The sequence below is a fragment of the Thermus aquaticus genome (assembly GCF_001280255.1).
GTDB lineage: Bacteria > Deinococcota > Deinococci > Deinococcales > Thermaceae > Thermus > Thermus aquaticus.
In genome coordinates this window covers 1194488-1218232 of sequence record NZ_LHCI01000106.1, presented here as the reverse complement: position 1 = coordinate 1218232, position 23745 = coordinate 1194488, and the positions used below count along the sequence as shown (strand labels likewise).

Sequence of the window (23745 nt, the reverse complement as noted above, 5' to 3'; positions counted from 1 at the left end):
AGTATAGCATGGAGGGCGTGCGGGGCTTTGTGGCCCTCCTCTTCCTCCTCTCCCCGGTCCTGGCCGCGGAGTACGCCTGGATCGTGGTCCTGGGGGCGGCCCAGTACGGGGGAAGGCCCTCCCCCGCCTTGGAAAGGCGGCTTCTTGCCGCGCTCGCCCTCTACCAAAAGGGCCTCGCCCCCCGCATCGCCGTGGCCGGGGGCAAGGCCGCCGGGGATACCTTGAGCGAGGGCGAGGCCGGCTGCCGCTACCTCATGGCCCGGGGCGTGCCCCAAGAGGCCCTCCTTTGCGAGACCCGAAGCCAGAGCACCTACCAAAACCTCCTCTTCTTGAGGCCCCACCTCGAGGGCAGGGTCCTTCTGGTCACCGACGCCCCCCACCTCCCCCGGGCCCTCTTTCTGGCCCGCCTTCTGGGCCTTAAGGCCGAGGGCTACCCCGTGCCCGGGCGCTACCCTCCCCAGTACTGGCTCCGGGAGAGCCTCTACCGCCTCTGGCTCTACCTGGGCCTGAGGCCCCTCGCCCAGGAACACCCTTTGGGGAAGCTCCTCTCCCAGGCTACTTTTCTTCAAGCCGCCCCAAGGAGTCCAGATAGCCCTGCAAAAGGGCCCTGAACTGGCTCAGAAAAAGGGCCTTGTCCCGCCGGGCCCGCTCAGCCTCCTCCCGGAGGCGCCGCAGCTCCTCGGCAGCCTCCCTCAGGACCTGCTCCTTGGCGGCCATGGCCTCCTTGCGGATGAGCTCCGCCTCCCTTTCCGCCTGGGCCTTGAGCTCCCGGGCGATCCTCTCCGCGGCCACCACCGCCCGCTTCAGCTCCCCTTCCGCCTCCTTCAAGCGGGCGCTTTCCTCCTCCAGGGCGCGAAGCTTCTCCCTGAGGGCCTCGTTTTCCCGAATCAGGGCCTCCATGGCCTCAGCCACCTGGGCCAAATAGGCCCGCACCGCCTCCTTCTGGTAACCCCGGAAGGCGGTGGGGAACTCCTGGTAGCGAACGTCCAAAGGGGTTAGGTCCATGCGCCCTTCAGTCTACAAAAAGGGCCCGGCCGACCCGGACCATGGTGGCCCCCTCCTCCACCGCCCACTCGTAGTCCTGGGACATGCCCATGGAGCGCTCGGGCAGGCCAAAGCGGTCGGCCAGCAGGGAGAGCCTGCGGAAGATGGGCCGGACCACCCCTTCCGGCCCCATGGGGGGCACGGTCATGAGGCCCAGGACCTCGAGGTGGGGCATCTCCCGCACCCGGGCCAGGGCCTCGGGAAGCTCCTCCTCCAGAAAGCCGTGCTTCTGGGGTTCCCGCCCCAGGTTCACCTCCACCAACACCCTAAGCCGCATCCCCGCCTTGGCCCCCACCCCTTCCAGGGCCTCGGCCAGGCGCAGGGAGTCCAGGGAGTGGATGAGGTGGAAGCGGGGAGCGAACTTGGCCTTGTTGCGCTGAAGAGGACCCACCAGGTGCCACTCCGCCTGGAGAAGCTCCATCTTCTTCAGGGCCTCCTGCACCCGGCTTTCCCCCAGGGGAAAGGCCCCGTAGCGGAGGACCCGCTCCCGGATCTCCTCCACCGTGCGCCCCTTGGTGACGGCCACCAGGCGCACCTCCTTGGGGTCCCGCCCGGCCCTCCGGCAGGCCAGGGCGATCCTCTCCAAGACCTCGGGCAAGCTCATGGGAGCTCGGCCAAGATGCCCCGCACGAAGCGGCGGAAAACGGGGCCCGTCCTCCTGGCCACCTCCAGCACCTCCTCCTCGGTGGCGTGGTGCTCCCGCTCGGGCACGGCCATGTCGGTGATGGTGGAAAGGCCCAGGACCCTGGCCCCCAGGTGCCGCAGGGCGATGACCTCGGGCACCGTGGACATGCCGATGGCGTCCGCCCCGAGCTCCCGGAGCATCTTGAGCTCGGCCCGGCTGGCGAAGGAGGGCCCCAAAAACCAGGCGTAGACCCCTTCAAAGAGGTGGAGGTCCTGCTTTCTCGCCACCCGCCGGGCAAGTTCTATGAGCTCCGGGTCGTAAGCCCCGAACATCACCGGGAAGCGGGGCCCCAGGCGCTCGTCGTTTTTGCCCCTTAGGGGATTCACCCCGGAGGGGTTCAGGTAGTCCAGGTGGAGCATGATGCCCCCGGCCTGGAAGCGGGGGTTGAGCCCCCCGGCGGCGGAGGTGAGGAGGAAGGTCCTGGCCCCTAGGAAGAAGCCTACCCGCACCGGGAACACCACCTCCTCGGCGCTATAGCCCTCGTAGTAGTGGACCCGGCCCTGGTAGACCAAAACCCGCTTCCCTTCCAGGGTTCCCAGGACGAGTCTCCCCGCGTGCCCGGGGGCGGTGGAAAGGGGGAAGTGGGGGATCTCCCCGTAGGGCATCTCCGCCACCTTCTCCACCTCCTCGGCCAAAGGCCCAAGCCCCGAGCCCAGGACGATGCCCACCTCGGGGGCGAACCCGGTCTTCTGGCGGATAGCGGCCACCGCCTCCTGGATCTTCTCGTAACCCCCCATGCCTGCCATTCTAACCGCCTCTTCACTCTTTACCGGTATGCTCTTGCCCATGAAGCGCTTTCTGGCCCTAGCCCTCTTCAGCCTTCTCGCCCTGGCCGCCCCCATCAAGGACGTGGTGGTGGAAGGCGGCGACCCGGTCCTCCAGGCCCTGGCCCGGGCCGCCCTGCCCTTTGGCGTGGGGGACGAGCCCGGTGACCTCGAGGCCGCCAGGAAGGCCATCCTGGCCACGGGCTACTTCCGGGAGGCCGAGGTACGCCTAGAAGGCGAGGTCCTCAAGGTGCGCCTCGTCCCCTACCCCCCCATCGCCGAGGTCAGGGTGGAGGCCAAGGCCTTCCCCCAGGAAGCCCTCCTGCGCTTCCTGGAGGAGGGATTCGCCATCGGCAAGGAGGCCACCTATAACCCCCTAAGGGCAGGGGAGGCCGCCAGGGCCCTGGCCCAGGCCTACCGGCAAAACGGCTTCCCCTTCGCCCCCAAGGTGGAGGTGGAGGCCAAGGAAGTGGAGGGGCCCATGGCCCTCACCTTCCGGGTGGAGGAGGCCAGGGAGGTCAAGGAGGTGCGCCTTTCGGGGGTGACGCTCCTCCCGGAAGGCGACCTCTTGAAGCTCCTGGAGCCCCTAAAGGGCCCCTTTGACTTCGCCAAGTACCAGGAGGCCCTGAGGGCCATCGCCGCCCGCTACGAGGAAAAGGGCTACCGCTATAGCGGCCCCGACCCCGCAAGTAGCGCCCTCGAGGACGGGGTCCTCACCGTGCGGGTGCGGGAGCTTAAGGTGGCCCGGCTGGAGGGCGAGGGCTTGGACCTCTCGGGCTTCCCCCTTAAGGAGGGGGACTACCTGAACTACAACCGCCTCCTGGAGGGCGTGCAGGAGCTTTCCCGAAAGCTCTCCCGCATCGTCACCTTCACCCTGGCCCCCGAAGGGGAGGGGGTGGCGGTCCGCCTGGAGCTGGGGCCAGAAGGAGGAAAGATCGCCCAGGTGCAGGTCATGGGCAACACCGCCATCCCCGCCGAGGCCATCCTTCAGGCCCTCCGCCTCAAGCCCGGCGAGGTCTACACGCCCCTCCTGGCCCAGGAGGACGCCAGGAAGGTGGCGGAGCTCTACCGGGAGCGGGGCCTCGAGGTGGCCGACGTCCGCTACGGCTTCCAGGACGGGGTCTTCCGGCTGGAGGTGGTGGAGCTCAAGATCGGGGGCTACCGCCTGGAGTGGCAGGGGGACCACCGCACCCGGGAGGAGGTGATCCTCCGGGAGCTTCCCAAGCCCGGAAGCCTCTTCAGCGTGCCGGAGCTCAGGAAGGCCATCGCCCGCCTCATGGCCACCGGGCTTCTCGCCGAGCCGCCCCGGGTCTCTTTGGCCCCTTCGGAGAGGCCCGACCAGGTGGTGGTGGTCCTGGGGCTGAAGGAGGCCAGGACCGGCCTCTTCCAGCCCGCCATCGGCTGGAGCTCCCTGGAAGGGTGGTCGGGAAGCGTCGCCTTCAAGGAGACCAACCTCTTCGGCCTGGCCCACCAGGTGGGCCTGGATCTGGCCTTCGTGCAAAACGATGCCCGGGACAACCTCTCTCTCTCTGCCAGCTACACCATCCCCTGGCTTTACGTGGACTTCTTGGACCTAAAGGAGGTGCGCACCAGCCTGGCCTTCAACCTCTTCTCCACGCCCATCGGCAACAACAAGCTCCTCCAGGGCGCCACGGACACCGGCTGGGAGTACACGGAAAGGCGCACGGGCGGGGGCTTCAGCCTGGCCCGCCCCTTCTCCAAGGACCTGGAGAACCTGAGGCTCACCTTGGGCCTTTCCGCCAGGCGGTCCACCTACGCCCTCGAGGTCTATGACCCCAACGCCCCCTGCGACCCCGCCGTCGCCGACCCCGCAAGCCCCAAATACTGCGACGGCGCGGGCTACAAGAACCCCGCCCTGGCCCAGGGGCTCCTCCCCACCCCCGGCTGGACCCTGAGGTTGGACACGGGCCTAGCCTACGTGGACGTGGACAGCCCCCGCTTCCGCACCCAGGGCTACGAGGCGAGCCTCGCCACCGGCCTCGGCCTCTCCTTGCCCGACGCAGGGGGCCAGAGCTTCTTCGTCCCCCTGGTGGCCACGGGCAAGACCTACCTCCCCCTGGACGAGGCCAGGCGCCAGGCCCTAGCCTTCCGCCTCTCGGTGGGGACCCTCCTGGGCTTCCCCCCGGAAAGCGAGCGCTTCTTCCTCTCGGGAAGCGGGGCCGAGGCCTTCCTCCTAAGGGGCTACGAGGACCGCAAGTACGGGGGGCTTTCCTTCGCCACGGGGAGCCTGGAGTACCGCTACGACTTCAACCTCTCCCCCCAGGGGGGCACCAACCTCTACGGCATCCTCTTCGCCGACCTTGGCCTCGCCGACAACACCGGGGGGCTCAAGTGGGGGGTGGGGATCGGCTTCCAGCTGGACCTGGACATCCTGGGGGCCCTCCTCCCCTCCCTGCGCCTGGACTACGCCTTCAGCCCGGAAAGCCCCACGGGCCGGCTTCACTTCCGCATCGGGCCGATGTTTTAGAGTTCCTTCAGGATGCGCTCCAGCTCTCGCTTAAGAGGCTCAAGCTCCTCGCTGACGATCTGCCAAAGGACCTGTGGGCTCAGGCGAAAGTACTCGTGCACGGCGTAGTTCCGAAGGGCCTTGATGGCCCTCCAAGGCAGGTGCGGGTAGGCCTCCAAAAACTCCTCGGGGAGACGGGCCACCGCTTCGCCCATGACCACAAACTCGTAGGTCACCGCTCGGAGGGTCTTGGCGTCCTTTGCAAAACTCTCCTGGTCCAGGCCCTGAACAAAGGCCTGGATGTTGGCGATGGCCGCCAGCATGTCCCCTAAGCGCTCCTTTATGCCCCTAGGCCGCACGAACAGCGCTCCGCAAAACGCTTTCCCTGAGGTCCTCCCGCAGGCCATCAGGGGTCGTGAGGTCCACAGGTCGGCCAAGCCAGGCTTCCAGGCGCTCCTTCAGTTCAAAGAAGGCGAATCCCAAAGGGCGCTCCAGCACCACGATGAGGTCCACATCGCTCTTTGGGCCGGCCTCGCCCCGGGCGGTGGAGCCAAACACATAGACCTCCCCAACGCCCAGAGCCTTGAGCTCCTCCCGGTGGGCTTCCAAGATGGCCCGCACCTCCTCGAGGCCCATACCCTTATGCTAGCCCAAAGGGGCTACGCCCTTGTCAGCGAGGCGCCCACCGAAACAAACTGGGGGGAACCATGAAGGCGTACCTGGGCCTCTACACCGCCAGGCTGGAGACGGGAGCCCGGAGCCTCAAGGAAAAGCGGGCCCTCATCAAGCCCGCCCTGGAGAAGGTGAAGGCCCGCTTTCCCGTCTCCGCCGCCAGGCTCTACGGCCTGGACGCCTGGGGGTACGAGGTGGTGGGCTTTAGCCTCCTGGGGAACGACCCCCATTGGGTGGAGGAGACCCTGAGGGCGGCGGCCCGCTTCCTGGCGCAAAACGGCGCCTTCCGCGTGGCCCTGGAGGAGTACCGCCTCGAGGCCTTTGAGCTGGACGGCGTTATGTAAGTACCCCGCCGTGGCTCTTGCCACGGCGGGGGCCCCAAAAGGGCGTACAGGAGCCTAAAGCAATGGTCGGCCACTTAGGAGCAAAAGGGCCTGGGCCGCTTCCCAGCTTTGGCCCCTCGCCCTAGAGCGCCTCGGCCTCCTCCAAGGGGGGCCTACCCAGAACCTTGGCGTAAAGGACCAAGGGATCCAGGTCCAGCCCTCCAGGCCAGACCGGGGCCTTAAGCTCCGGGTCCACCCGAACCTGGACGAAGAAGCCCGGGTCCCTAAGCTGACCCAGGAGGCCGGGCAAGGCCTCCTGGGAGAGGTCCACCACCCCCTCCGTCCCGTCGGAAAACCGGAGCCAGAGCTTAAGCCCCTCCAAGGCCTTGGCCTCCACCACGTCCACCAGCACAGGCCCCTACACCCGCTCCACCGCCAGGGCCGTGGACCCTCCGGTCCCGTGGCAGATGGCGGCGAGGCCCCGCTCCTCCCCCTTGGCCCTTAGGGCGTTCAGGAGGGTCACCACGATCCTGGCCCCGCTGGCCCCGATGGGGTGGCCCAGGGCCACCGCCCCGCCGAAGACGTTGAGGCGCTCGTAGGGCACCCCCAGGAGGCGGCTGAAGAGGACGTTGTTCAGGGCGAAGGCCTCGTTGTTCTCAAAGAGGCCGAAGTCCGAAACCCGCAGGCCGAGCCGGTCCAGTAGCCGCTTGGCCGCCGGGACGGGGGCCTCGGGGAAGCGCCAGGGCTCCCCGGCGGCCCAGGCCCCGCCCAACACCTTGGCGATGGGCCTAAGCCCGTGGGCCCGAACCGCCTCCTCCGAGGCCAAAAGAAGCGCCGCCGCCCCGTCGGAGATCTGGCTGGCGTTGCCCGCCGTGAGCACGCCTTCCTTCTTGAAAGCGGGCCTCAAGGCGGCCAGGGACTCCGGCGTGGTCTCCGGGCGGATCCCCTCGTCCCTGTCCACCACCTGGGGCCCCTTCTTGCCGGGAAGCTCCATGGGGGCGATCTCCCAGGCGAAGTGGCCCCCCTCCGTGGCCTCCCAGGCCCGCCGGTGGGAGAGGTAGGCGGCCTCGTCCACCTCCTCCCGGCCCACCCCGTAGTCCTGGGCCAGGCGCTCCGCCTGCTCCCCCATGGCCTCACCGGTGAAGGGGTCGGAAAGCCCGTCCCGGAGGAGGATGTCCTGCAGGTTCTCCGGGGCCCCCATGAGGAACCTGTACCCCCACCGGGCCCGGTGGGAGAGGTAAAACCCCGCCTGGCTCATGGACTCCATCCCCCCGGCCAGGACCAGGTGGGCCTCCCCGGTGCGGATAAACTGGGCGGCGTTGATGAGGGCCATCATCCCCGAGGCGCAAACCATGTCCACCTGGTACCCGTCCACCTCCTTGGGGATGCCCGCCTTTATGGCCGCCTGCCGGGGAAGGAGCTGCCCGTGCCCCGCCCTTAAGACGTTCCCGAAGACGTAGAGGTCCAGGCTCTTCCCCTCCACCCCCGCCCGCTCCAAAGCCGCCCGCATGGCGTGGGCCCCCAGGTCCACCGGGCTCACGTCCTTCAAGGCCCCCCCGAACTTGCCGATGGGGGTCCTGGCCGCGGAAACGATGTAGACCTCCCGCATAGCCCCATCATATCCCCCCATTTGGGGGATGCGCCCCAAGGCCCGGACCCCCATCCTGAAAGGCATGAGGAAGGGTATCGCCACCCCCATTACCCTGGTGGTCCTGATGGTGGTCTTCACCAGCCTCCTGGCGGCCACAGGCTACATGGCCCTGGGCGCCTTGAGAGGCGGGGCCTCCGAGCGGGTTACGTACCAGGCCTTTACCCTGGCGGAAAGCGCCCTCGAGGCCTTCCCCCTCCTGGTCCGGTGCGGCGATAACCTCCCGAGCGCCTACACCCTCTCGGTTTCCGGAGGCCCCGCCCTGAGCGCCACTTACAGCTATCCCAATCGGGAAAGCACCGTGCCCCCGGGCGGGGGCAACATCAGGGTCCAGGCTGTGGCCCAGGTGGGGGGCGGAAAGGCCACCTTGGAGCAGACCTTTCGGGTGGGTTGCGGCATCCTAGGCGCCGTTCCCGCCGCCCTCACCTCGAGGCCCCGGGTAGAGGTGAGCGGCAACGCCAAGATTGTTGGCTTTGACTTCGCCGCGGATAGCGGGTTCCTGCCTGTGGCCACGGTAAGGCTAAACGGAAGCCTGAACCTGCTGTCCGCCCTGGACCAGAACACCGGGACCTTTAACCTTGACGTGGACGATGCCACCCTCATTCCCACCGGGAGCTACCTCAGAATAACCACCGGAGGCACCCCGAAAACCTACCGCGTGGAAGGCAAGAGCGGCAACACCCTCACCCTGACTCCCCTCTTCACGCGGGGTTTGACGGATGTCATCCTTCCTGGGGCCCCGGTGGAGCTCGCCCCCTATGGGGTGAAAGCCTACGACCTCAGCACCAACACCCTCACCCTGAGCGACGCCCGGGGGCTCGTGAAGGGGCAAAAGGTACGCGTGGGAAGCTTTGAGGGCGTGGTGGAGAGCGTGGAAAATGTGCAGGTAAAGGTCTCCTGGAGTGGAACTCCCCCCACCTCCATCCCGGAAGGCACCCCCCTGGTGGCCCAGGTCCTGGGGGCCGCCAGCAGCCGGACCATTGACACCTCTGGAGGCGGCCAGATTCTCTACGGCTCAGCCCCCTCTTCACCCCTGGTCCCCACTTCCCCAGACGACCTCTTCCAAAGGGTCTTCGGCATGAGCAAGGAGGAGTTCCGCCGCCTCTACCCCCCCGTTTCCGCCAGCTCCTTCGGGGGCACCCTCCAGAACTGGGAGATCAAGAGCGTTTCGGGGCCCCTGAACCTCACGGGAAACAGGGAGCTTTGCGGCAAGGGCATCCTGGTGGTCTTCGGAGAGCTCACGGTGAACGGCACCTGCCCGCAGGGGTTCCAAGGGCTCGTCTACGTGGCCGGAGACTACGACCAGCAGGGCAACGCCGGTCTCCGTGGGGCCGTGGTGGTGGAGGGCGTGGCCAACCTCGAGGGGTGCGGCCCCCAGGGGGGCGGAGACGATTGCTGGACCAACATCGCCGGAACGCAGGGCAAACAGGCGGGTGGGAAGATAGAGTATGACCCCCTGGTCCTCTACAGGCTCCGCGTCATGAGCCAAGGCCTCACCTCGGTCAGTCCTGTTTCCGGCACCTGGAGGCGTCTGTGAAGCGTGGGCTTTCTCTGCTGGAGCTCCTAATCGTGCTGGCCGTACTGGGCCTCCTCCTGGGCCTGGGGGTCCCCAACTTCCTGCGCTGGCGGGCCCAGGCGGAGGTGGACGAGGCCGCCCGCTCCCTGGCCCAGGCCTTCCAGTACGCCCGGGCCGAGGCCAAGCGCACGAACGCAGCTAGATGCGTGCGGGTCTGGAGGGATGGCTTTAGCGTAGGTGAAAGCTGCGCCGATCTGAGCGCCCCCACGCAACGTTTCTCCCGGGTGCAGGTCAGCGAAAGCAACTACGCCACTTTCCCTCCTCTGGACGTGGTCTTCCAGCGCCCTTACGGCACCACAGACGCCCCCCTAAAGAAGCTGACCCTGCGACACACCCGCTACCCCGACCTGACCCGGAGCGTTCACGTGATAGGGGTCATCGGAAAGGTGGTGGTCCGGTGAAAAAGGGTTTCTCCCTCGTGGAACTCCTCGTGGCCCTGGCCATCTTTGGCCTTCTGGACGCGGCCATTCTTTCCGGGCTCCTGGGCATCTTTAGGGTCAACCGCTCGGCGGGCACCGAGGCCCGGGCCGTGGTGGTGGCCAAAGACTACCTGGAAAGGGCGAGGCGAGAGGGGACCTACTCTGGCACCACCCTGAGCCTGCCCTCCTTCACCCAGACCGGGGGCTTCAAGGTTGCGGTGAGGGCCGGGGGTAGGCTCACCCCCTCCCAGCCCGTGAGCCTCAGGGACTGCACGGGAAACCCCACCACGGGCTACACCTGCTCGGTTAGCTGCGCTCAAGGCGCATCCACGGTGGCCTGTTCCCTCCTCGCTGTGGAGCTCACCCTGGAAGGGAGCGGCAGGACCTACACCTTCTACCGGGAGTGGAGACCATGAGACGGGGCTTTACCCTGCTGGAAATCCTGGTGGCCCTGGCGGTGCTGGCCATCTTCACCACCGCCCTCCTGGCCTTCACCCAGGGGACCCTCACGGCCAACCGCGTGGCGCGAAAGCAGACCCAGCTCCTGGAAGAGCTGAAGGACGCCGCAGGCTACCTGGCCGATACCCTGCAGGAAGCCCAAAGGGTCCTCTCCTCGGCCACGGTCAACGGAAGCCCTTGCCAGCCCCCCACCTGCTTGGCGGTCCTCCTACCTGAACCGGGTGGCACCTGCGCCCTCCGGGCCTACAGGCTGGAGGCCAGGTCAGCTGTGGGGGACGACTACAAAAGCCCAGACCCCTGGGCCGACGCCAACACCCGCATGCTCCGCGAATACCGGCTGGGAGGACAAAGCTGTTCGGCCACCACCTTCAGCGGCGCCCAGCCCTACGTGGTCCTTGACCTGGTGGATAACGCCAGCACCTTGGCCTTCTTCCAGGTGCAGACCTCCCCCACCGCCATCACCCTCAACATCCGGCTCAAGGCCCCGGAGGGAGGGCGCATCCTCTTCGTGCCCGGAGCGGGTCAGACCTACAGCCTCCGGGTCTACCCCCGAAACGCGCCGTAGCTTTCACATGGCTTTCACACCCCTCCCCTACCTTGAAGATGACCCCCCCAAAAGGGGGGGTTGACAAGAAGGAGGAGCGGGCGGAAAAATGGCCCCAGAAAGGAGGTGAGAGAGGGGTAAAAAGAGAGAAAGCAGGGCTAGGTGAGAGGCAGGCAAGTCGGCTCTAGGCACTCATGGCCGCGCGATACATAAAGGCGCGGAAATCTCTAAGGAGGAAGAAAGATGCGCAACGCTAAAGGCTTTACCTTGGTTGAGCTCCTGATCGTCATCGCCATCATCGCCATCCTGGCTGCGGTTCTGATCCCCAACCTGCTGAACGCCCGCAAGCGGGCCAACGACACGGTGGCCCTCTCCTACGTGCGCAATGTGGTGACGGCCATTGAAGCCTCCCGGGATGCCGCTACGGGACAACTTGACAAGAATAAGACGAACTGCAAGGACTACGTCTCTCCCGTCCCAGCCATCATAGGTGATAATGGTTGCACCATCAGATACATTAATAACGATACTGACGTAGAGATTACGGCTACTTACCAGGGGGGCACCAAGGCCCAGGTCGTTTACAAAGACGGACAGCTAACCCTGGGCAACTCATCCACGAACAACAACAACAACAACAACAACAACAACAACAACCCGTAAGGACCTGACCGCCTAAGGGTAGCTGGGCCCGGGTTTCCCCCGGGCCCCAAAAACATAACCCAGTCGCTACCCCAGCATTTTCTGAGCCACGAAGCTGAGGTTATGGGCGGGGCAGGCCGGGCTACACTCTAGGCGTGGGCGCGGCCAAGGCGGTGCGGCCTCTTGGCCTGGAGGAGTATCTGGCCCTGGAGAGTGAGGCCCCGGCAAAGCACGAGCTGTGGGCCACCCAGGGTAAACTACCAGCTTGAGCCAAAGCAGGTCTTAGGCTGTAAGCGTGGAGAGGGTCTTCCTGGTTTATGTGGACGAGTCCGGGGAAACAGGACTGGACCTGGCAAACCCCCAACAGCCCCTCTATTTGCTCCTGGCCGCCCTGGTGCCAGCGGGCCCCGACTATGAAGCTTTGTCTAGACAGCTGGAAGCCCTGTCGCAGGACCTCCAAAAAAGGCTCCAGCTGGGCCACCCCGCCCCGCTTCATGCCGTGGAATTCTACCAGCGCACGGGGTTTTTCCGGAAGGCGCCTCTTCCCCTTTCCCCGGAAGAGGCCTTCGTCTACTTCCAGCGGGTCCTGCAAACCGTGGCCCAGGTGGTGCCGGGGTGGGTGGGCGTCTACGCGAACAAGAGGGAGATGGCCGATATCCTGGGGGACAGGAAAGGGCGCAATCTAGCCGAAGGGCTCCGCCGGGACTTGATACAGGCTCTTCTAGAGAGGCTTCGGGAGGAGCTGGACCGTTTGTCCGGATACGGCTTCCTCCTCGCCGAGGCTCGCTACCCGGCCCAGGACCACGGCCTGTGGCGGCAAGCCTTGGCCCACTTGCGGGCAACGCACCCCACACCTCGCCTCCAAGGGGTCCCGGCGCTGGTGGAGAAAGAGCACCTTCCCCTGGCAGCGGCGGATTTCCCCGCCTACGTCCTAGCCGACTACCTCAAGCGCTCCCTGGGGGTTGGAAGACGCCGCCCCCACATGGAGGAGTGGTTTGAGCGCTTCTTCGGAGGCAAGGTGGCGCTCTACCCCGTGGGAGAGGAGGTCTTGAAGAGGATCAAAACGTACTAAGCCCGGGCAAAGCCCGGGCCCAGTCCCTAGCTACAGGGTAGGCCCTTTTGCGCCCGAAGTCAACGGGATGTAGCCAGGGCGAGGCCCTGCGCGGCCAAGGCGGTGCGGCCTCGTGGCCTAAAGGAGTGCCTGGCCCTATAGCAAGGGGCCACTTCCCGGCCCGTCGGAAGGGGGACGGACTCCCGGACACTTTGGGCTTCCTAGCACTAAAATGAACCTGGCGATGAGCTTAGGGGTGTCCATCCCTTCCCAAGCCCTGGCAGAGGTCTGCCGTCGGTACGGGGTCCGGCGCCTCCTCCTCTTCGGCTCCTTCGCCCGAGGAGAGGCCGACGAGGAAAGCGACCTGGACCTCCTGGTGGAGTTCTTCCCCGGGCGCCCCCCAGGCCTGGGCTTCGTGCGGCTTCAGGAGGAGCTGACCCGCCTCTTCGGGCGCAGGGTAGACCTCCACACCCTGGGAAGCCTGAGCCCTTACCTCCGGGAGGAGGTCCTGAAGGAGGCCCGCCCTATCCATGAGGCGGCGTAATCTTTCCGACCGTGTCCGGCTCCTCCACATGCGGGACGCTTGCAGGCGCGCTTTGGAAATCACGCAGAACAAAGACCCCAGAAGCTTGGCCCCAGAAGAAGAAACGTCCTCGCTCTCGTCCGCCTCCTGGAAATCCTTGGAGAAGCGGCTAGGGGCATTTCCGAGGAATTCAAGCGCCTCCACCCTGAAATTCCCTGGCGGGAGATCGTGGCCACCCGCAATCTCCTTATCCACGAGTACTTTGGCGTGGACATGGAGGTGGTGGCGGCCATCCTGGAACAAGACCTCCCCCCACTTCTGGAGCAGCTAGAATCCCTCTTGGCAACTCTGGACCGCCCCGAGCACTAGAGGGTATGTTCTGGAACAGACCCCGATTTTGCCGAAACGGGCCTCAAGCGCAGTAGCGTAGTGCGCCTTAGCCGCCTCGCCGTGGTGGACAAGGGCCTCCTAGTGGGAAGCCTGGGGAGGGTAAACCCTGAACGCTTTGACCGCCTTCGGGCGCGGCTATGTCGGTGGGTGCGCGGGACCGCCTAAACCTCTACCCCCTCGTAGATGGCCTCCAGGTTTAGCCCCACGCCGAGGCAGGGCACCTCCACCATCCCCTCCCCCTCCCAAAGGCGGTAGAGCCAGACTTCCCCCTGGCGGAAGTAGCCCTCCACCCGCCTTTCCCGGGAGTCCACCAGGAGGTAGCCCTGGAGGCTTGGGAGCTCCCGGTAGCGCCAGAGCTTCTCCCTTCGGTCTATGGCCTCGGTGGCCTCGGAAACCACCTCCACCACCAGGCAGGGTGCCTCCTCGTAGTGGGTGTGCGGAGGCTTCCCCCCGCAGACCACCATGAGGTCAGGGTAGTAAAAGGTCCTTACGGAAACCCGAAGCTTGACGGTTTCCGTGTAAATCCGGCACCCCTTGGCCAGGGCCTCGGGCCTGAGGAGGGCGTAGAGGTTGCCCACGATGCGGTTGTGAGCAAGACTCGCCCCCGCCATGGCGTAGGGCACGCCCTCGAGGAGCTCGTGGCGCACGGGGGAGCGCTCTTCCAGGGCCAGGTAGGCCTCGGCGTCCAGAAGCTCCAACGTCTTCGCTGCCTCGCCCATGGTTCCAGTCTACTCTGCTATCCTGGGCTTAGATGACCACGGAGGAACGCCTTTACAAGCTGGAAGGCATTGTGGAAGGGGTCATGGCGGTCCTGCCCGAGAGGGTCTCCGCCCTGGAGCACCGCATGGACCTCCTGCGCCAGGAGGTGAAGGCGGAAATCGCGGGGCTCCGCCAAGAAGTTAAAGCGGAGATCGCGGGACTCCGCCAGGAAATGGCCGGTCTCCGCCAGGAGGTGAAGGCCGAGATTGGGGTCCTTCGCCAGGAGATGGAGGAGAAGTTCAACGGCCTCCGCCAAGAGGTCAGGGCCGAAATCGGGGGCCTCCGCCAGGAAATGGAGGAGAAGTTCAACGGCCTCCAACAAGAGGTCAGGGCCGAAATCGGGGGCCTCCGCCAGGAAATGGAGGAGAAGTTCAACGGCCTCCAACAAGAGGTCAGGGCCGAAATCGGGGGCCTCCGCCAGGAAATGGAGGAAAGGTTCGGCGCCCTCCGCCGAGAGATAGAAGAAAAACACGATGGCCTCCGTCAGGAGGTAAAGGCGGAGATCGCCGGACTCCGCCAGGAGGTAAAGGCAGAGATCGCCGACCTCCGCCAGGAGGTAAAGGCGGAGGTCGCCGGACTCCGCCAGGCGGTGAATGCGGAAATCGCCGGACTCCGCCAGGAAATGGCCGGTCTCCGTCAGGAGGTGAAGGCCGAGATCGGCAACGCCTTCAACAAGGCCATGCTCTACTTCACCGCCCTGGCAGCGGTGCTGGCCCTCATCACCTTCCTGCGCTAGGCGCTGAGCTCCTGCCGCTCCTGCAAGACCTCCACGTGAAGGGGGGCAAAGGGGGCCTCCTGGTGGAGGCGAAGGAGGCCCAGGCGGTGGGCCTCCAAAAGAGCGGCGAAGGCCACCGCCCGCTCGCCCCAGCTCCCCAGGGGCAGGGCCTGGAAGACCGCCCTCCCCCGAAGAAGCCCCCGAAGCCGCTCCCAGGCCTCCTTCAGCCCAAAGGTCTCCCGGGGAAGGGCCAGAACCGCCCGGCGGAAGGGCCTGGCCGCCTGCCAGAGGGTCTTGGGGGAAAGCCGGAGGGCGGGCCTGGGGAGGGGGGGTGGGGCCACGGGAAGGAGCCTGGCCCGGGCTTTAAGCCGCGCTTCCAGAAAGGCCACGGTCTCGGAGAGGTCCAGAAGGGCCTGGACCAGGGGGGCTTCCTTGCCCTCCTCGGCCTCCATGGCCCTTTCCGGGGAGAGCTTGAGGACGAGAAGCTCCGCCAGGATGGGCAGGACCTCGCTCCTCTCCTTGAGGGACGGGGGGAGCTGGGCCAGGGCGTCCTCAATGACCTTCAGCACGGGGACCGCCCTGGGGGATATCCGGCCCCGCCTCAGGGCCTCCCTCAGGGCCTCGGGGGTGCCGGAGAAGCCGGGGAAGGCGATCTGGATCACCGGAGCACCGGGCGCTTCCTGGGCAGGAGGAGGCCCACCTTCTCCCGCACCTCCTCCATGGTGGCCTGGGCGACGCTTCGGGCCCGGCGGGCGCCCTCCAAGAGGGCGTCCATCACGTAGTCCGGGTCCCGCTTCAGGGCCTCGGCCCGTTCCCGAATGGGCCTCAAGGCGCGCATCAGGTGTTCAAAAAGGATGCGCTTCACGGTCAGGGTCCCGACCCCCGCTCGGCGGTACTCCTCCTTCAGGGCCGCCACCACCTCCTCGGGGGCGAAGTAGGAGAGGTAGGTGAAGACGATGGTCCTCTCGGGGTCCCCGGGGTCTTGGAGGCGGATCCTCTGGGGGTCGTCGGGGAGGTGGCGGATCTTCTCCCAGATGCTCTCCTCGGGCTCCAGAAGGCCGATGGTGTTGCCCAGGGACTTGCTCATCTTGGCCTTGCCGTCAATGCCCGGGACCCTGGGGGCCTTGGGGTTGAGGAGGGCCTGGGGCTCGGGGAAGGTCTCCCCGAAAAGCCCGTTGAAGCGGCGGGCGATCTCCCGGGTGAGCTCTATGTGCTGGACCTGGTCTTCCCCCACGGGCACGGTGTCCGCCTTGTAGATGAGGATGTCCGCCGCCTGCAGGACGGGGTACATGAGGAGGCCGCTCCAGACGGTCTCCTGTTTGGCCGCCTTGTCCTTGAACTGGGTCATGCGGGTCAGGTCCCCGAGGGGGGTGAGGGTGGTGAAGACCCAGGCCAGCTCCGTGTGCTCGGGCACGTGGGACTGGACGAAGAGGGTCACCTTCTCGGGGTCCAGCCCCGCCGCCATGTTGACCAGGGCCGCCTCAAAGGTGCGCTGGGCCAGGGTGGCGGGGTCGTAGGCCAGGGGGTTGGTGAGGGCGTGGTAGTCCACGATGCAGAAGAAAGCGTCCCGGCCCAGCTTCTCCCCGATCTCCACCCACTGCTTGATGGCCCCCAGGTAGTTGCCGATGTGGATCTCCCCCGAGGGCTGGATGCCGGAAAGGACGCGCTTCATTACCCCTAGGGTACGGGCAAGGCCCCAAGCCGTCAACCAAAAGCTTGGGCCCCGCTTGAGCGGGGCCTTCTGGTGCCGGGGGCGGGACTTGAACCCGCACGTCCGCGAGGACACACGACCCTGAATCGTGCGCGTCTACCAATTCCGCCACCCCGGCAGACGCAAGGGTCATTGTAGGCAAGAAGGCCCCTTTCGTCAAGCTTGACCTTTGGGCCCCGGGCCCTTTAGGCTATAGGGCAATGCGGCGGGTCCTTCTATCCCTAGACCGGGCAGGCCCGGTTTAGGGAAAGGCTTTGCGCCGCACTCCCCCGGGCCCAGGAACCCGGGGGTTTTTTCTAGGGAGGGAGCATGGGAAAAACGCTTTACGACAAGGTTTGGGAGGCCCACGAGGTGCGAAAGCTCAGGAATGGGCAGAGCCAGCTTTTCATAGACCTCCACCTCCTCCACGAGGTCACGAGCCCCCAGGCCTTCGGGATGCTGAAGGACCTGGGCCTCAAGGTGCGCTATCCCCACCGCACCTTCGCCACCGTGGACCACATCGTCCCCACCCACGACCGCACCGAGCCCTTCCAGGACCCTCTGGCCCAGAACATGCTGGAGGCCCTGAGGCGCAACACCAAGGAGCACGGCATCACCTTCTTTGACCTGGGCAGCGGCAACCAGGGCATCGTCCACGTTATCGGCCCCCAGCTGGGCCTCACCCAGCCCGGGATGACCATCGCCTGCGGCGACTCCCACACCTCCACCCACGGGGCCTTCGGGGCCGTGGCCTTCGGCATCGGCACCAGCCAGGTGCGGGACGTCCTCGCCACCCAGAGCCTGGCCGCCAAGAAGCTCAAGGTGCGGCGCATCAACGTGGACGGAAAGCTAGGCCCCGGGGTCTACGCCAAGGACGTGATCCTCCACATCATCCGCACCCTGGGGGTCAAGGGGGGCCTGGGCTACGCCTATGAGTACGGCGGGAGCACCGTGGAGGCCATGGACATGGAAAGCCGCATGACCCTTTGCAACATGTCCATTGAGGGCGGGGCCCGCATCGGCTACGTGAACCCCGACGAGACCACCTTCGCCTACCTCGAGGGCCGCCCCTATAGCCCCAAGGGGCCTGAGTGGGAGGAGGCCAAGAAGCGCTGGCTTTCCTTCCGCTCCGACCCCGATGCCACCTACGACGACGTGGTCAGCTTCCGGGCCGAGGAGATCGCCCCCACGGTCACCTGGGGCATCAACCCGGGCCAGGCCATCCCCGTGGACGGGCGGATTCCCCTTCTGGAGGAGCTCCCCGAGGAAGAAAGGGCCGTGGCCGAGGAGGCCCTGGCCTACATGGGCTTCAGGCCCGGCCAGCCCATCAAGGGGGTGCCCGTCCAGGTGGCCTTCATCGGGAGCTGCACCAACGCCAGGCTCTCCGACCTCCGGGAGGTGGCCCGCCACCTCAAGGGGCACAAGGTGAAAAAGGGCGTGCGGGCCCTGGTGGTGCCGGGCTCGGAGTGGGTGGCTAAAAAGGCGGAGGAGGAGGGCATCGCCGAGGTCTTCCGCGAGGCGGGGTTTGAGTGGCGGAACCCCGGCTGCTCCATGTGCCTGGCCATGAACCCGGACCGCCTGGAAGGGGACGAGCTGGCGGCCAGTAGCTCCAACCGCAACTACAAGGGGAGGATGGGAAGCCCCAGGGGCCGCACCGTCCTCATGAGCCCGGTCATGGTGGCCGCCGCCGCCGTGACCGGAGAGATCGCCGACGCTCGGGAAGTGTTTGGCATCGGGAGGTGAGCCATGCTGGAGAAGTTCACCGTCATCAAGGGTCGCGCCGTGCCCATCAGGGGCGAGGACATAGACACCGACCGCATCATCCCCGCCCGCTTCATGAAGAGCATCACCTTTGAGGGGCTGGGCCAGTACCTCTTTTACGACGAGCGCTTTGACGAGGCGGGCAACCCCAAGCCTCACCCCCTGAACGACCCCCGCTACGGGGGGGCCACCATCCTCCTGGTGGAGTCGGGCTTCGGCTCCGGTTCCAGCCGGGAGCACGCCCCCCAGGCCATCAAGCGGGCGGGCTTCAGGGCCATCATCGGCGAGAGCTTCGCCGAGATCTTCTTCGGCAACGCCATCGCCATCGGCCTTCCCGCCGTGACCATGGCCCCCGAAGACCTGGCGGCCCTCTTCCAGGCCGTGGAGGCCAACCCCGAGCTGGAGGTGGAGATTGACCTGGTCAACAAGGAGGTCCGCTTCGGGGGCCGCACCGCCCCCCTCTTCATCCGGGAGGAGGCCCGGGAGGCTTTGGTGGAGGGGCTTTGGGACCCCATCGGCGAGCTTCTGGAGGCCGGGGAGCTTTTGGACGAGTTTGACCGCAAGCTCCCCTACCCCAAGGAGGCCCCATGAGGGTAGCGGTCCTGCCCGGGGACGGCATCGGCCCCGAGGTCACGGAGGCGGCCCTCAGGGTCCTTAAGGCCCTGGACGAGCGGGAGGGCCTTGGCCTCACCTACGAGACCTTCCCCTTCGGGGGCGCCGCCATAGACGGGTACGGGGAGCCCTTCCCGGAGGTGACCCGAAAGGGGGTGGAGGCGGCGGAGGCGGTGCTTTTGGGAAGCGTGGGGGGACCCAAGTGGGACGCCCTTCCCCGCAAGATCCGGCCCGAGTCGGGGCTCCTCGCCCTCAGAAAGAGCCAGGACCTCTTCGCCAACCTGCGCCCGGCCAAGGTCTTCCCCGGGCTGGAGAGGCTTTCCCCCCTCAAGGAGGAGATCGCCCGGGGGGTGGACGTGCTGATCGTGCGGGAGCTCACCGGGGGGATCTACTTCGGGGAGCCCAGGGGGATGTCGGAGGCCGAGGCCTGGAACACCGAGCGCTACTCCAAACCCGAGGTGGAGCGGGTGGCCAAGGTGGCCTTTGAGGCGGCCAGGAAGCGCAGAAGGCACCTGACCAGCGTGGACAAGGCCAACGTGCTGGAGGTGGGGGAGTTCTGGCGGAAGACCGTGGAGGAGGTCCACAAGGGCTACCCCGACGTGGCCCTCGATCACCAGTACGTGGACGCCATGGCCATGCACCTGGTGAAGAACCCCGCCCGCTTTGACGTGGTGGTCACCGGCAACATCTTCGGCGACATCCTCTCGGACCTGGCCAGCGTCCTCCCGGGCTCCTTGGGCCTCCTCCCCTCGGCCTCCTTAGGGCGGGGCACCCCGGTCTTTGAGCCCGTGCACGGCTCGGCCCCCGACATCGCCGGCAAGGGCATCGCCAACCCCACGGCCGCCATCCTCTCCGCCGCCATGATGCTGGAGCACGCCTTCGGCCTGGTGGAGCTGGCGAGGCGGGTGGAGGCCGCCGTGGCCAAGGCCCTCCGGGAAACCCCCCCGCCCGACCTGGGGGGGAGCGCCGGAACCCAGGCCTTCACGGAGGAGGTTCTGCGGCACCTGTAACACCACCCCATGCTGGCTTGCGCCAGCATGGGGGCCCCGGCAAAAGGTTCCTGGGGAAGTTACCAGGGTGGGCCGAAGGAAACAGGAAACAAGGGTATTAAGATGGGGGTATGATCCGGCACCGCTTCAGCGCCGAGGACTTCCACCGCATGGCCGAGGCGGGGATCCTCTCCGAGGACGATCGGGTGGAGCTCATCCGGGGGGAGGTGGTGGAGCTGAGCCCCATTGGGAAGCGGCATGCGTACGTCCTGAACACCCTCGTGGACCTCTTGAGCGCCCTACGGGATCAAGGTGTGCTCTCGGTGCAAAACCCCCTCGTGCTTTTCCCGGACACCGAGGTCTATCCCGACCTCGCCCTCCTCCAGCCCCCGAGGACCCGGTACCGCAACCGCCTGCCCGAGGCCAAGGACGCCCTCCTGGTGGTGGAGGTGGCCGAGACCAGCCTGGACCACGACCTCAAGGTGAAGCTCCCCCTCTACGCCCAAGCCGGGATACCGGAGGTCCTTGTGGTGGACCTGGTGCGGGACAGGGTGCACGTCTTTCGGAACCCCAAGGGGGAAGCCTACCAGGAAGCCAGGGTCCTCGAGGACGGGGAGCTTGAGGTCCTCTCCCTGAAGGTGCCCGTCAAGGAGGTCCTACCGTGACCCGCCACAAGATCTCCCTGGAGGAGTTTCACCGCATGGTGGAGGCCGGGGTATTTCCCGAGGACCTGAGGCTGGAGCTGGTGGAAGGAGAACTGGTAGAAATGAGCCCTATAGGGAAGCGGCACGCGGCCAAGGTCAACCGGCTCCTCGCCCTCCTCCTGCCTTTGCTCCAGTCTGGAAAAGCCCTTATCTCGCCCCAAAACCCCCTGGTGGTGGGTGAATCCGAGCTCTACCCCGATCTGGCCCTCTTGAAGCCCCGCCCCGACTTCTATGAAGAGCGACTACCCGAGGCCTCCGATGCCCTTTTGGTGGTGGAGGTGGCGGACACCACCCTCCGCTACGACCTGGGCACCAAGCTCCCCCTCTACGCCAGGGCAGGGGTGCCCGAGGTCTGGGTGGTGGACCTAGAGGGCGGGCGGGTCCTGGTCCACCGGAAGCCCCAGGGGGAGGCCTACGGGGAGGTGGAGGCCCTGGGCCCGGGGGAGGTCCTGGAGTTCATGGGCGTGGCGGTGCCCGTGGAGGCGCTCCTATGAGGAAGACCCTGGTCCTCACCGGGGCCAGCCGGGGCATCGGGAAGGCCCTGGCCCTGGAGCTGGCCAAGGCGGGCTACAACCTGGTCCTGAACGCCAGGCGGGAGGCCCCGCTTTTGGCGGCGCTGGAGGAGGTGCGCGCCTTGGGGGCCAGGGCGGAGATGGTCCCGGGGAGCGCCGGGAAGGCGGAGGTGGCCGAGGCCCTGGTGGCGAAGGCCCTGGAGCTGGGCAACTTCGCCGGCTTCATCCACAACGCCGGGGTCCTCCACCCGGGGCCCCTCCTCTTTGAGTTGGCGGAGAGCCTCTTTATGGAGGTCCTCGAGGCCAACCTGATCGCCGGCTACCAGCTGGCCCGCTTCGCCTACCCCCACCTCCTCCAAAGGGGCGAGGGCCTGGCGGTCTATCTGGGCTCGGGCGCAGCCGAGACCAACCTGCCCGGCATCGGGGCCTACGCCGTGGCCAAGGCGGCGGAGGAGCACCTGGCGAAGCAACTCGCCGCCGAGGCCCCGGAGGTCACCTGCTTCGTCTACCGCCCGGGGGTGGTGGAGACGGACATGCAGAAGGCGGCCCGGGAAGCCCAAGGGGGCGGGGCCCCCGTGCTCCAGCGGGTCTTCCGCGGCTACCGGGAGGAAGGCCGCCTGCTCACCCCCGAGGAGGCGGCGAGGGCCCTGGTCCGGCTCCTGCCCAGGGCCAGGGCCTTTCACGGCAAGATCGCCACGTGGAGGGACGCATGAGGTCGGATCGGATCAAGAAAGGCTTACAGCAGGCCCCGGCCCGGAGCATGCTCCGGGCGGTGGGCGTGGGGGACGAGGACTTTGGGAGGCCCTTCGTGGGGGTGGTCAACACCTTCACCGACGGGATGCCCTGCAACTACCACCTGAGGGAGCTGGCCCTGGACCTGAAAGCGGGGCTCAGGGAGGCCGGGGTCTTCCCCTTTGAGTTCGGGGCCCCCGCCATCTCCGACGGCATCAGCATGGGCACCCCGGGGATGCGGGCGAGCCTCGTAAGCCGCGAGGTCATCGCCGATAGCATTGAGCTCGTCGCCCAGGGCTACCTCTACGACGGCATGGCGGTCCTCTCCGCCTGCGACAAGACCATCCCCGGCGGCGCCATGGGGGTCATCAGGAGCGGGGTCCCCGGCATGGTCCTCTACGGGGGGACCATCGCCCCCGGGGAGTGGCGGGGCCGCAAGCTCACCATCGTGGAGGTCTTTGAGGCCGTGGGCCAGCGGGCGGCGGGCAGGATCACCGACGAGGAGCTTTTGGAGATTGAGCGCCGGGCCATCCCCGGCCCCGGGGCCTGCGGGGGGCAGTACACGGCCAACACCATGGCCATGGCCCTCGAGGTCCTGGGCCTCTCCCCCATGGGCTACAACGCCATCCCCGCCGTCCACCCGGAAAAGCCCAGGACCACCAAAGAGGCGGGAAGGATCCTGGCCTGGGCCATAGAGCACGACTGGAAGCCCCAAGACTTCCTCACCCGGAGGAGCTTCCTGAACGCCATCGCCGCCGTGGCCGCCACGGGCGGCAGCACCAACGCCGTGCTGCACCTTCTGGCCATGGCCAAGGAGGTGGGGGTGGAGCTCAGCCTGGACGACTTTGACCGGGTCTCCCGCAAGACCCCCGTCATCGCCGACCTCCGGCCCTGGGGTACCTACACCGCCTGGGAGCTTTATGAAGCGGGGGGCACGCCCCTGGTCTTCAAAAGGCTCCTGGAGGCGGGCCTCCTCTTTGGCGAGGAGAAGACCCTCACCGGGCGCACCCTGGCGGAGGAGGTGGAACAGGCCTTCAGGGAGGCCGAAGGGCAAAAGGTGGTCTTCCCCGTGGAGCGGGCCCTGAAGCCCCAGGGCGGGCTCGTGGTCCTCCGGGGGAACCTGGCCCCGAGGGGAGCGGTCTTGAAGCTTGCGGGCACGGAGCGCACCTACTTTGAGGGCCCGGCCCGGGTGTTTGACTCCGAGGAGGAGGCCATGGCCAAGGTCCTGGCCAAGGAGATCCGCCCCGGGGACGTGGTGGTCATCCGCTACGTGGGGCCCAAGGGGGCCCCTGGCATGCCGGAGATGCTCTCGGTGACCAGCGCCATCGTGGGCGAGGGCCTGGGCCCCGAGGTGGCCCTCCTCACCGACGGGCGCTTCTCCGGGGGCACCCGGGGCCTCATGGTGGGGCACATCGCCCCCGAGGCCTTTGTGGGCGGGCCCATCGCCCTCCTCAAGGAGGGGGACCGGGTGCGCATAGACGTGGAAAACCGCCTCCTGGAGGTCCTCCTCCCCGAGGAGGAGCTTGCGAGGCGGAAGGAAAGCTGGAAGCCACGCCCCCCCGCCTTCCGCCACGGCGTGTTCGCCCGCTACGCCGCCCTGGTGGCCCAGGCCGACGAGGGCGCGGTGCTGGAAACGCCCCACGCTGGCATGGGGGCGGAAGGTCCACCTAGGGCCTTTTGATCTGGTCTGGGGCCAGGTTCTGGCCCCGCTCCTTTTTGATTTCCTCGGGCTTGAAGGGCTCCCCCTTGGCCTTCAGAAGGGCCATTAGGTGGTTTAGGAGGGCGGCGAGCTCCTCGTCCTTGAGCTGGGCGAAGCCGGGCATGAGCCCCGAGGCTCCCTTCTTGCCGTAGAGGACCACCAGGATCAGGTACCGCCGCCCTTCTGGCGTAGCCAAGAGGGAAGCCGCCTCCCCCAGGCCCGGGTAGGGCCTCACCCCCTGGGCCTTTTCCCCGTGGCACTGGGCGCAGGTCTTGGCCCAGAGGGCCTCCGGCCCCTGGGCCAGGGCAGGCAGGAAGAGGAGGAGAAGGGGAAGAAGGCGTTTCATAGGCCCAGTATAGGCCCTG

The 23745-nt window shown here is 67.0% G+C and carries 30 protein-coding genes and 1 tRNA gene; 19 read left to right on the top strand and 12 right to left on the bottom strand.

Going from position 1 to position 23745, the window contains the following annotated elements; translation table 11 throughout:
• Positions 1-8 precede the first annotated feature (8 nt).
• Positions 9-611 carry a YdcF family protein gene (locus BVI061214_RS07695; protein WP_053768618.1) on the top strand — a complete coding sequence of 201 codons (603 nt, stop codon included), beginning with the start codon at positions 9-11 and terminating at the stop codon, positions 609-611.
• Here the strand turns inward: BVI061214_RS07695 and BVI061214_RS07690 are convergent.
• The 3 genes from BVI061214_RS07690 to BVI061214_RS07680 are packed head-to-tail and all read right to left on the bottom strand — an operon-like array spanning position 556 to position 2475.
• The gene (locus tag BVI061214_RS07690) at positions 556-1005 is read right to left on the bottom strand and encodes a DivIVA domain-containing protein (protein WP_053767892.1); all 450 of its coding nucleotides are present in this window, start codon (positions 1003-1005) and stop codon (positions 556-558) included. The two genes, BVI061214_RS07695 and BVI061214_RS07690, sit on opposite strands and share 56 nt — an antisense overlap.
• A gap of 7 nt (positions 1006-1012) precedes the next feature.
• Positions 1013-1648: a YggS family pyridoxal phosphate-dependent enzyme gene (locus BVI061214_RS07685; protein ID WP_053767891.1), complete on the bottom strand. Its 636-nt coding sequence runs from the start codon at positions 1646-1648 to the stop codon at positions 1013-1015.
• Positions 1645-2475 carry a purine-nucleoside phosphorylase gene (locus tag BVI061214_RS07680; RefSeq protein ID WP_156303243.1) on the bottom strand — a complete coding sequence of 277 codons (831 nt, stop codon included), beginning with the start codon at positions 2473-2475 and terminating at the stop codon, positions 1645-1647. Before BVI061214_RS07680 ends, BVI061214_RS07685 begins: the two co-directional genes overlap by 4 nt.
• 40 nt (positions 2476-2515) lie before the next feature.
• Between BVI061214_RS07680 and BVI061214_RS07675 the strand changes: the two genes are divergently transcribed.
• On the top strand, positions 2516-4981 hold the full coding sequence (locus BVI061214_RS07675) for a BamA/OMP85 family outer membrane protein (RefSeq protein WP_053768617.1): 2466 nt from the start codon (positions 2516-2518) through the stop codon (positions 4979-4981).
• Here BVI061214_RS07675 and BVI061214_RS07670 read toward each other — a convergent pair.
• Entirely contained in the window at positions 4978-5319 is a 342-nt protein-coding gene (locus tag BVI061214_RS07670) for a HepT-like ribonuclease domain-containing protein (protein WP_053767889.1), read from the bottom strand. The two genes, BVI061214_RS07675 and BVI061214_RS07670, sit on opposite strands and share 4 nt — an antisense overlap.
• Positions 5309-5596, bottom strand: a complete 288-nt coding sequence (locus BVI061214_RS07665) for a nucleotidyltransferase family protein (protein WP_053767888.1) — start codon at positions 5594-5596, stop codon at positions 5309-5311. Before BVI061214_RS07665 ends, BVI061214_RS07670 begins: the two co-directional genes overlap by 11 nt.
• A 71-nt stretch (positions 5597-5667) precedes the next feature.
• Here BVI061214_RS07665 and BVI061214_RS07660 point away from each other — a divergent pair, with 71 nt between their 5' ends.
• Positions 5668-5976 carry a DUF503 domain-containing protein gene (locus BVI061214_RS07660; RefSeq protein ID WP_053767887.1) on the top strand — a complete coding sequence of 103 codons (309 nt, stop codon included), beginning with the start codon at positions 5668-5670 and terminating at the stop codon, positions 5974-5976.
• A 121-nt stretch (positions 5977-6097) separates the two neighbouring features.
• Here the strand turns inward: BVI061214_RS07660 and BVI061214_RS07655 are convergent, their stop codons facing one another.
• Entirely contained in the window at positions 6098-6367 is a 270-nt protein-coding gene (locus BVI061214_RS07655; protein WP_040684295.1) for a DUF2442 domain-containing protein, read from the bottom strand.
• Positions 6368-6373: 6 nt separating this feature from the next.
• Positions 6374-7564 (bottom strand): thiolase family protein, encoded by a 1191-nt coding sequence (locus tag BVI061214_RS07650; RefSeq protein ID WP_053768616.1) that lies wholly within the window; start codon positions 7562-7564, stop codon positions 6374-6376.
• 64 nt (positions 7565-7628) lie between these two features.
• Between BVI061214_RS07650 and BVI061214_RS07645 the strand changes: the two genes are divergently transcribed.
• The 8 genes from BVI061214_RS07645 (at position 7629) to BVI061214_RS07610 (ending at position 13186) form a co-directional block, all read left to right on the top strand.
• A complete protein-coding gene (locus tag BVI061214_RS07645; protein WP_053768615.1) occupies positions 7629-9140 on the top strand; it encodes a hypothetical protein in 1512 nt (503 codons plus the stop codon).
• Positions 9137-9580 carry a prepilin-type N-terminal cleavage/methylation domain-containing protein gene (locus BVI061214_RS07640; RefSeq protein WP_053767886.1) on the top strand — a complete coding sequence of 148 codons (444 nt, stop codon included), beginning with the start codon at positions 9137-9139 and terminating at the stop codon, positions 9578-9580. Before BVI061214_RS07645 ends, BVI061214_RS07640 begins: the two co-directional genes overlap by 4 nt.
• Positions 9577-10014: a type II secretion system protein gene (locus tag BVI061214_RS07635; protein WP_053767885.1), complete on the top strand. Its 438-nt coding sequence runs from the start codon at positions 9577-9579 to the stop codon at positions 10012-10014. Before BVI061214_RS07640 ends, BVI061214_RS07635 begins: the two co-directional genes overlap by 4 nt.
• Positions 10011-10622 carry a prepilin-type N-terminal cleavage/methylation domain-containing protein gene (locus BVI061214_RS07630; RefSeq protein WP_053768614.1) on the top strand — a complete coding sequence of 204 codons (612 nt, stop codon included), beginning with the start codon at positions 10011-10013 and terminating at the stop codon, positions 10620-10622. Before BVI061214_RS07635 ends, BVI061214_RS07630 begins: the two co-directional genes overlap by 4 nt.
• Positions 10623-10844: 222 nt before the next feature.
• The gene (locus BVI061214_RS07625; protein ID WP_053767884.1) at positions 10845-11264 is read left to right on the top strand and encodes a prepilin-type N-terminal cleavage/methylation domain-containing protein; all 420 of its coding nucleotides are present in this window, start codon (positions 10845-10847) and stop codon (positions 11262-11264) included.
• Between the two features lie 274 nt (positions 11265-11538).
• Positions 11539-12315 (top strand): DUF3800 domain-containing protein, encoded by a 777-nt coding sequence (locus BVI061214_RS07620; protein WP_053767883.1) that lies wholly within the window; start codon positions 11539-11541, stop codon positions 12313-12315.
• 223 nt (positions 12316-12538) lie between these two features.
• Positions 12539-12838, top strand: coding sequence for a nucleotidyltransferase family protein (locus BVI061214_RS07615; RefSeq protein ID WP_053767882.1), 300 nt, complete (start codon positions 12539-12541; stop codon positions 12836-12838).
• Between the two features lie 39 nt (positions 12839-12877).
• Complete coding sequence (locus BVI061214_RS07610; RefSeq protein WP_248841738.1) at positions 12878-13186, top strand: HepT-like ribonuclease domain-containing protein; 309 nt, start codon at positions 12878-12880, stop codon at positions 13184-13186.
• Positions 13187-13368: 182 nt separating this feature from the next.
• Here BVI061214_RS07610 and BVI061214_RS07605 read toward each other — a convergent pair whose 3' ends face one another.
• Positions 13369-13926, bottom strand: coding sequence for a Uma2 family endonuclease (locus BVI061214_RS07605; protein WP_053767881.1), 558 nt, complete (start codon positions 13924-13926; stop codon positions 13369-13371).
• A gap of 32 nt (positions 13927-13958) precedes the next feature.
• On the opposite strand from BVI061214_RS07605, the gene BVI061214_RS07600 reads away from it, so the two are divergent.
• Complete coding sequence (locus BVI061214_RS07600) at positions 13959-14702, top strand: DUF1640 domain-containing protein (RefSeq protein ID WP_053767880.1); 744 nt, start codon at positions 13959-13961, stop codon at positions 14700-14702.
• On the opposite strand, the gene BVI061214_RS07595 is transcribed toward BVI061214_RS07600, so the two are convergent.
• From BVI061214_RS07595 to BVI061214_RS07585, 3 genes are all read right to left on the bottom strand, one after another.
• Complete coding sequence (locus BVI061214_RS07595; RefSeq protein WP_003045895.1) at positions 14699-15343, bottom strand: hypothetical protein; 645 nt, start codon at positions 15341-15343, stop codon at positions 14699-14701. The two genes, BVI061214_RS07600 and BVI061214_RS07595, sit on opposite strands and share 4 nt — an antisense overlap.
• Positions 15340-16353 (bottom strand): tryptophan--tRNA ligase, encoded by a 1014-nt coding sequence (gene trpS, locus BVI061214_RS07590; RefSeq protein WP_003045897.1) that lies wholly within the window; start codon positions 16351-16353, stop codon positions 15340-15342. The genes BVI061214_RS07595 and trpS overlap by 4 nt, the downstream gene beginning before the upstream one ends.
• Positions 16354-16423: 70 nt before the next feature.
• Positions 16424-16510: transfer RNA gene (locus BVI061214_RS07585), tRNA-Leu, on the bottom strand.
• A gap of 191 nt (positions 16511-16701) precedes the next feature.
• Between BVI061214_RS07585 and leuC the strand changes: the two genes are divergently transcribed.
• The 7 genes from leuC to ilvD all read left to right on the top strand — a co-directional run bounded on the left by leuC (position 16702) and on the right by ilvD (position 23362).
• Positions 16702-18114: a 3-isopropylmalate dehydratase large subunit gene (gene leuC, locus BVI061214_RS07580; RefSeq protein WP_053767879.1), complete on the top strand. Its 1413-nt coding sequence runs from the start codon at positions 16702-16704 to the stop codon at positions 18112-18114.
• A 3-nt stretch (positions 18115-18117) separates the two neighbouring features.
• Entirely contained in the window at positions 18118-18723 is a 606-nt protein-coding gene (gene leuD / locus BVI061214_RS07575; protein ID WP_003045899.1) for a 3-isopropylmalate dehydratase small subunit, read from the top strand.
• Positions 18720-19754: a 3-isopropylmalate dehydrogenase gene (leuB, locus tag BVI061214_RS07570; protein ID WP_053767878.1), complete on the top strand. Its 1035-nt coding sequence runs from the start codon at positions 18720-18722 to the stop codon at positions 19752-19754. The genes leuD and leuB overlap by 4 nt, the downstream gene beginning before the upstream one ends.
• Positions 19755-19864: 110 nt before the next feature.
• Positions 19865-20398 (top strand): Uma2 family endonuclease, encoded by a 534-nt coding sequence (locus tag BVI061214_RS07565; protein WP_053767877.1) that lies wholly within the window; start codon positions 19865-19867, stop codon positions 20396-20398.
• Complete coding sequence (locus tag BVI061214_RS07560) at positions 20395-20931, top strand: Uma2 family endonuclease (RefSeq protein WP_053767876.1); 537 nt, start codon at positions 20395-20397, stop codon at positions 20929-20931. Before BVI061214_RS07565 ends, BVI061214_RS07560 begins: the two co-directional genes overlap by 4 nt.
• Complete coding sequence (locus BVI061214_RS07555; protein WP_053767875.1) at positions 20928-21662, top strand: SDR family NAD(P)-dependent oxidoreductase; 735 nt, start codon at positions 20928-20930, stop codon at positions 21660-21662. Before BVI061214_RS07560 ends, BVI061214_RS07555 begins: the two co-directional genes overlap by 4 nt.
• On the top strand, positions 21659-23362 hold the full coding sequence (gene ilvD, locus BVI061214_RS07550; RefSeq protein ID WP_053767874.1) for a dihydroxy-acid dehydratase: 1704 nt from the start codon (positions 21659-21661) through the stop codon (positions 23360-23362). Before BVI061214_RS07555 ends, ilvD begins: the two co-directional genes overlap by 4 nt.
• Here the strand turns inward: ilvD and BVI061214_RS07545 are convergent.
• On the bottom strand, positions 23349-23726 hold the full coding sequence (locus BVI061214_RS07545; RefSeq protein ID WP_053767873.1) for a c-type cytochrome: 378 nt from the start codon (positions 23724-23726) through the stop codon (positions 23349-23351). The two genes, ilvD and BVI061214_RS07545, sit on opposite strands and share 14 nt — an antisense overlap.
• Positions 23727-23745: the final 19 nt, after the last annotated feature.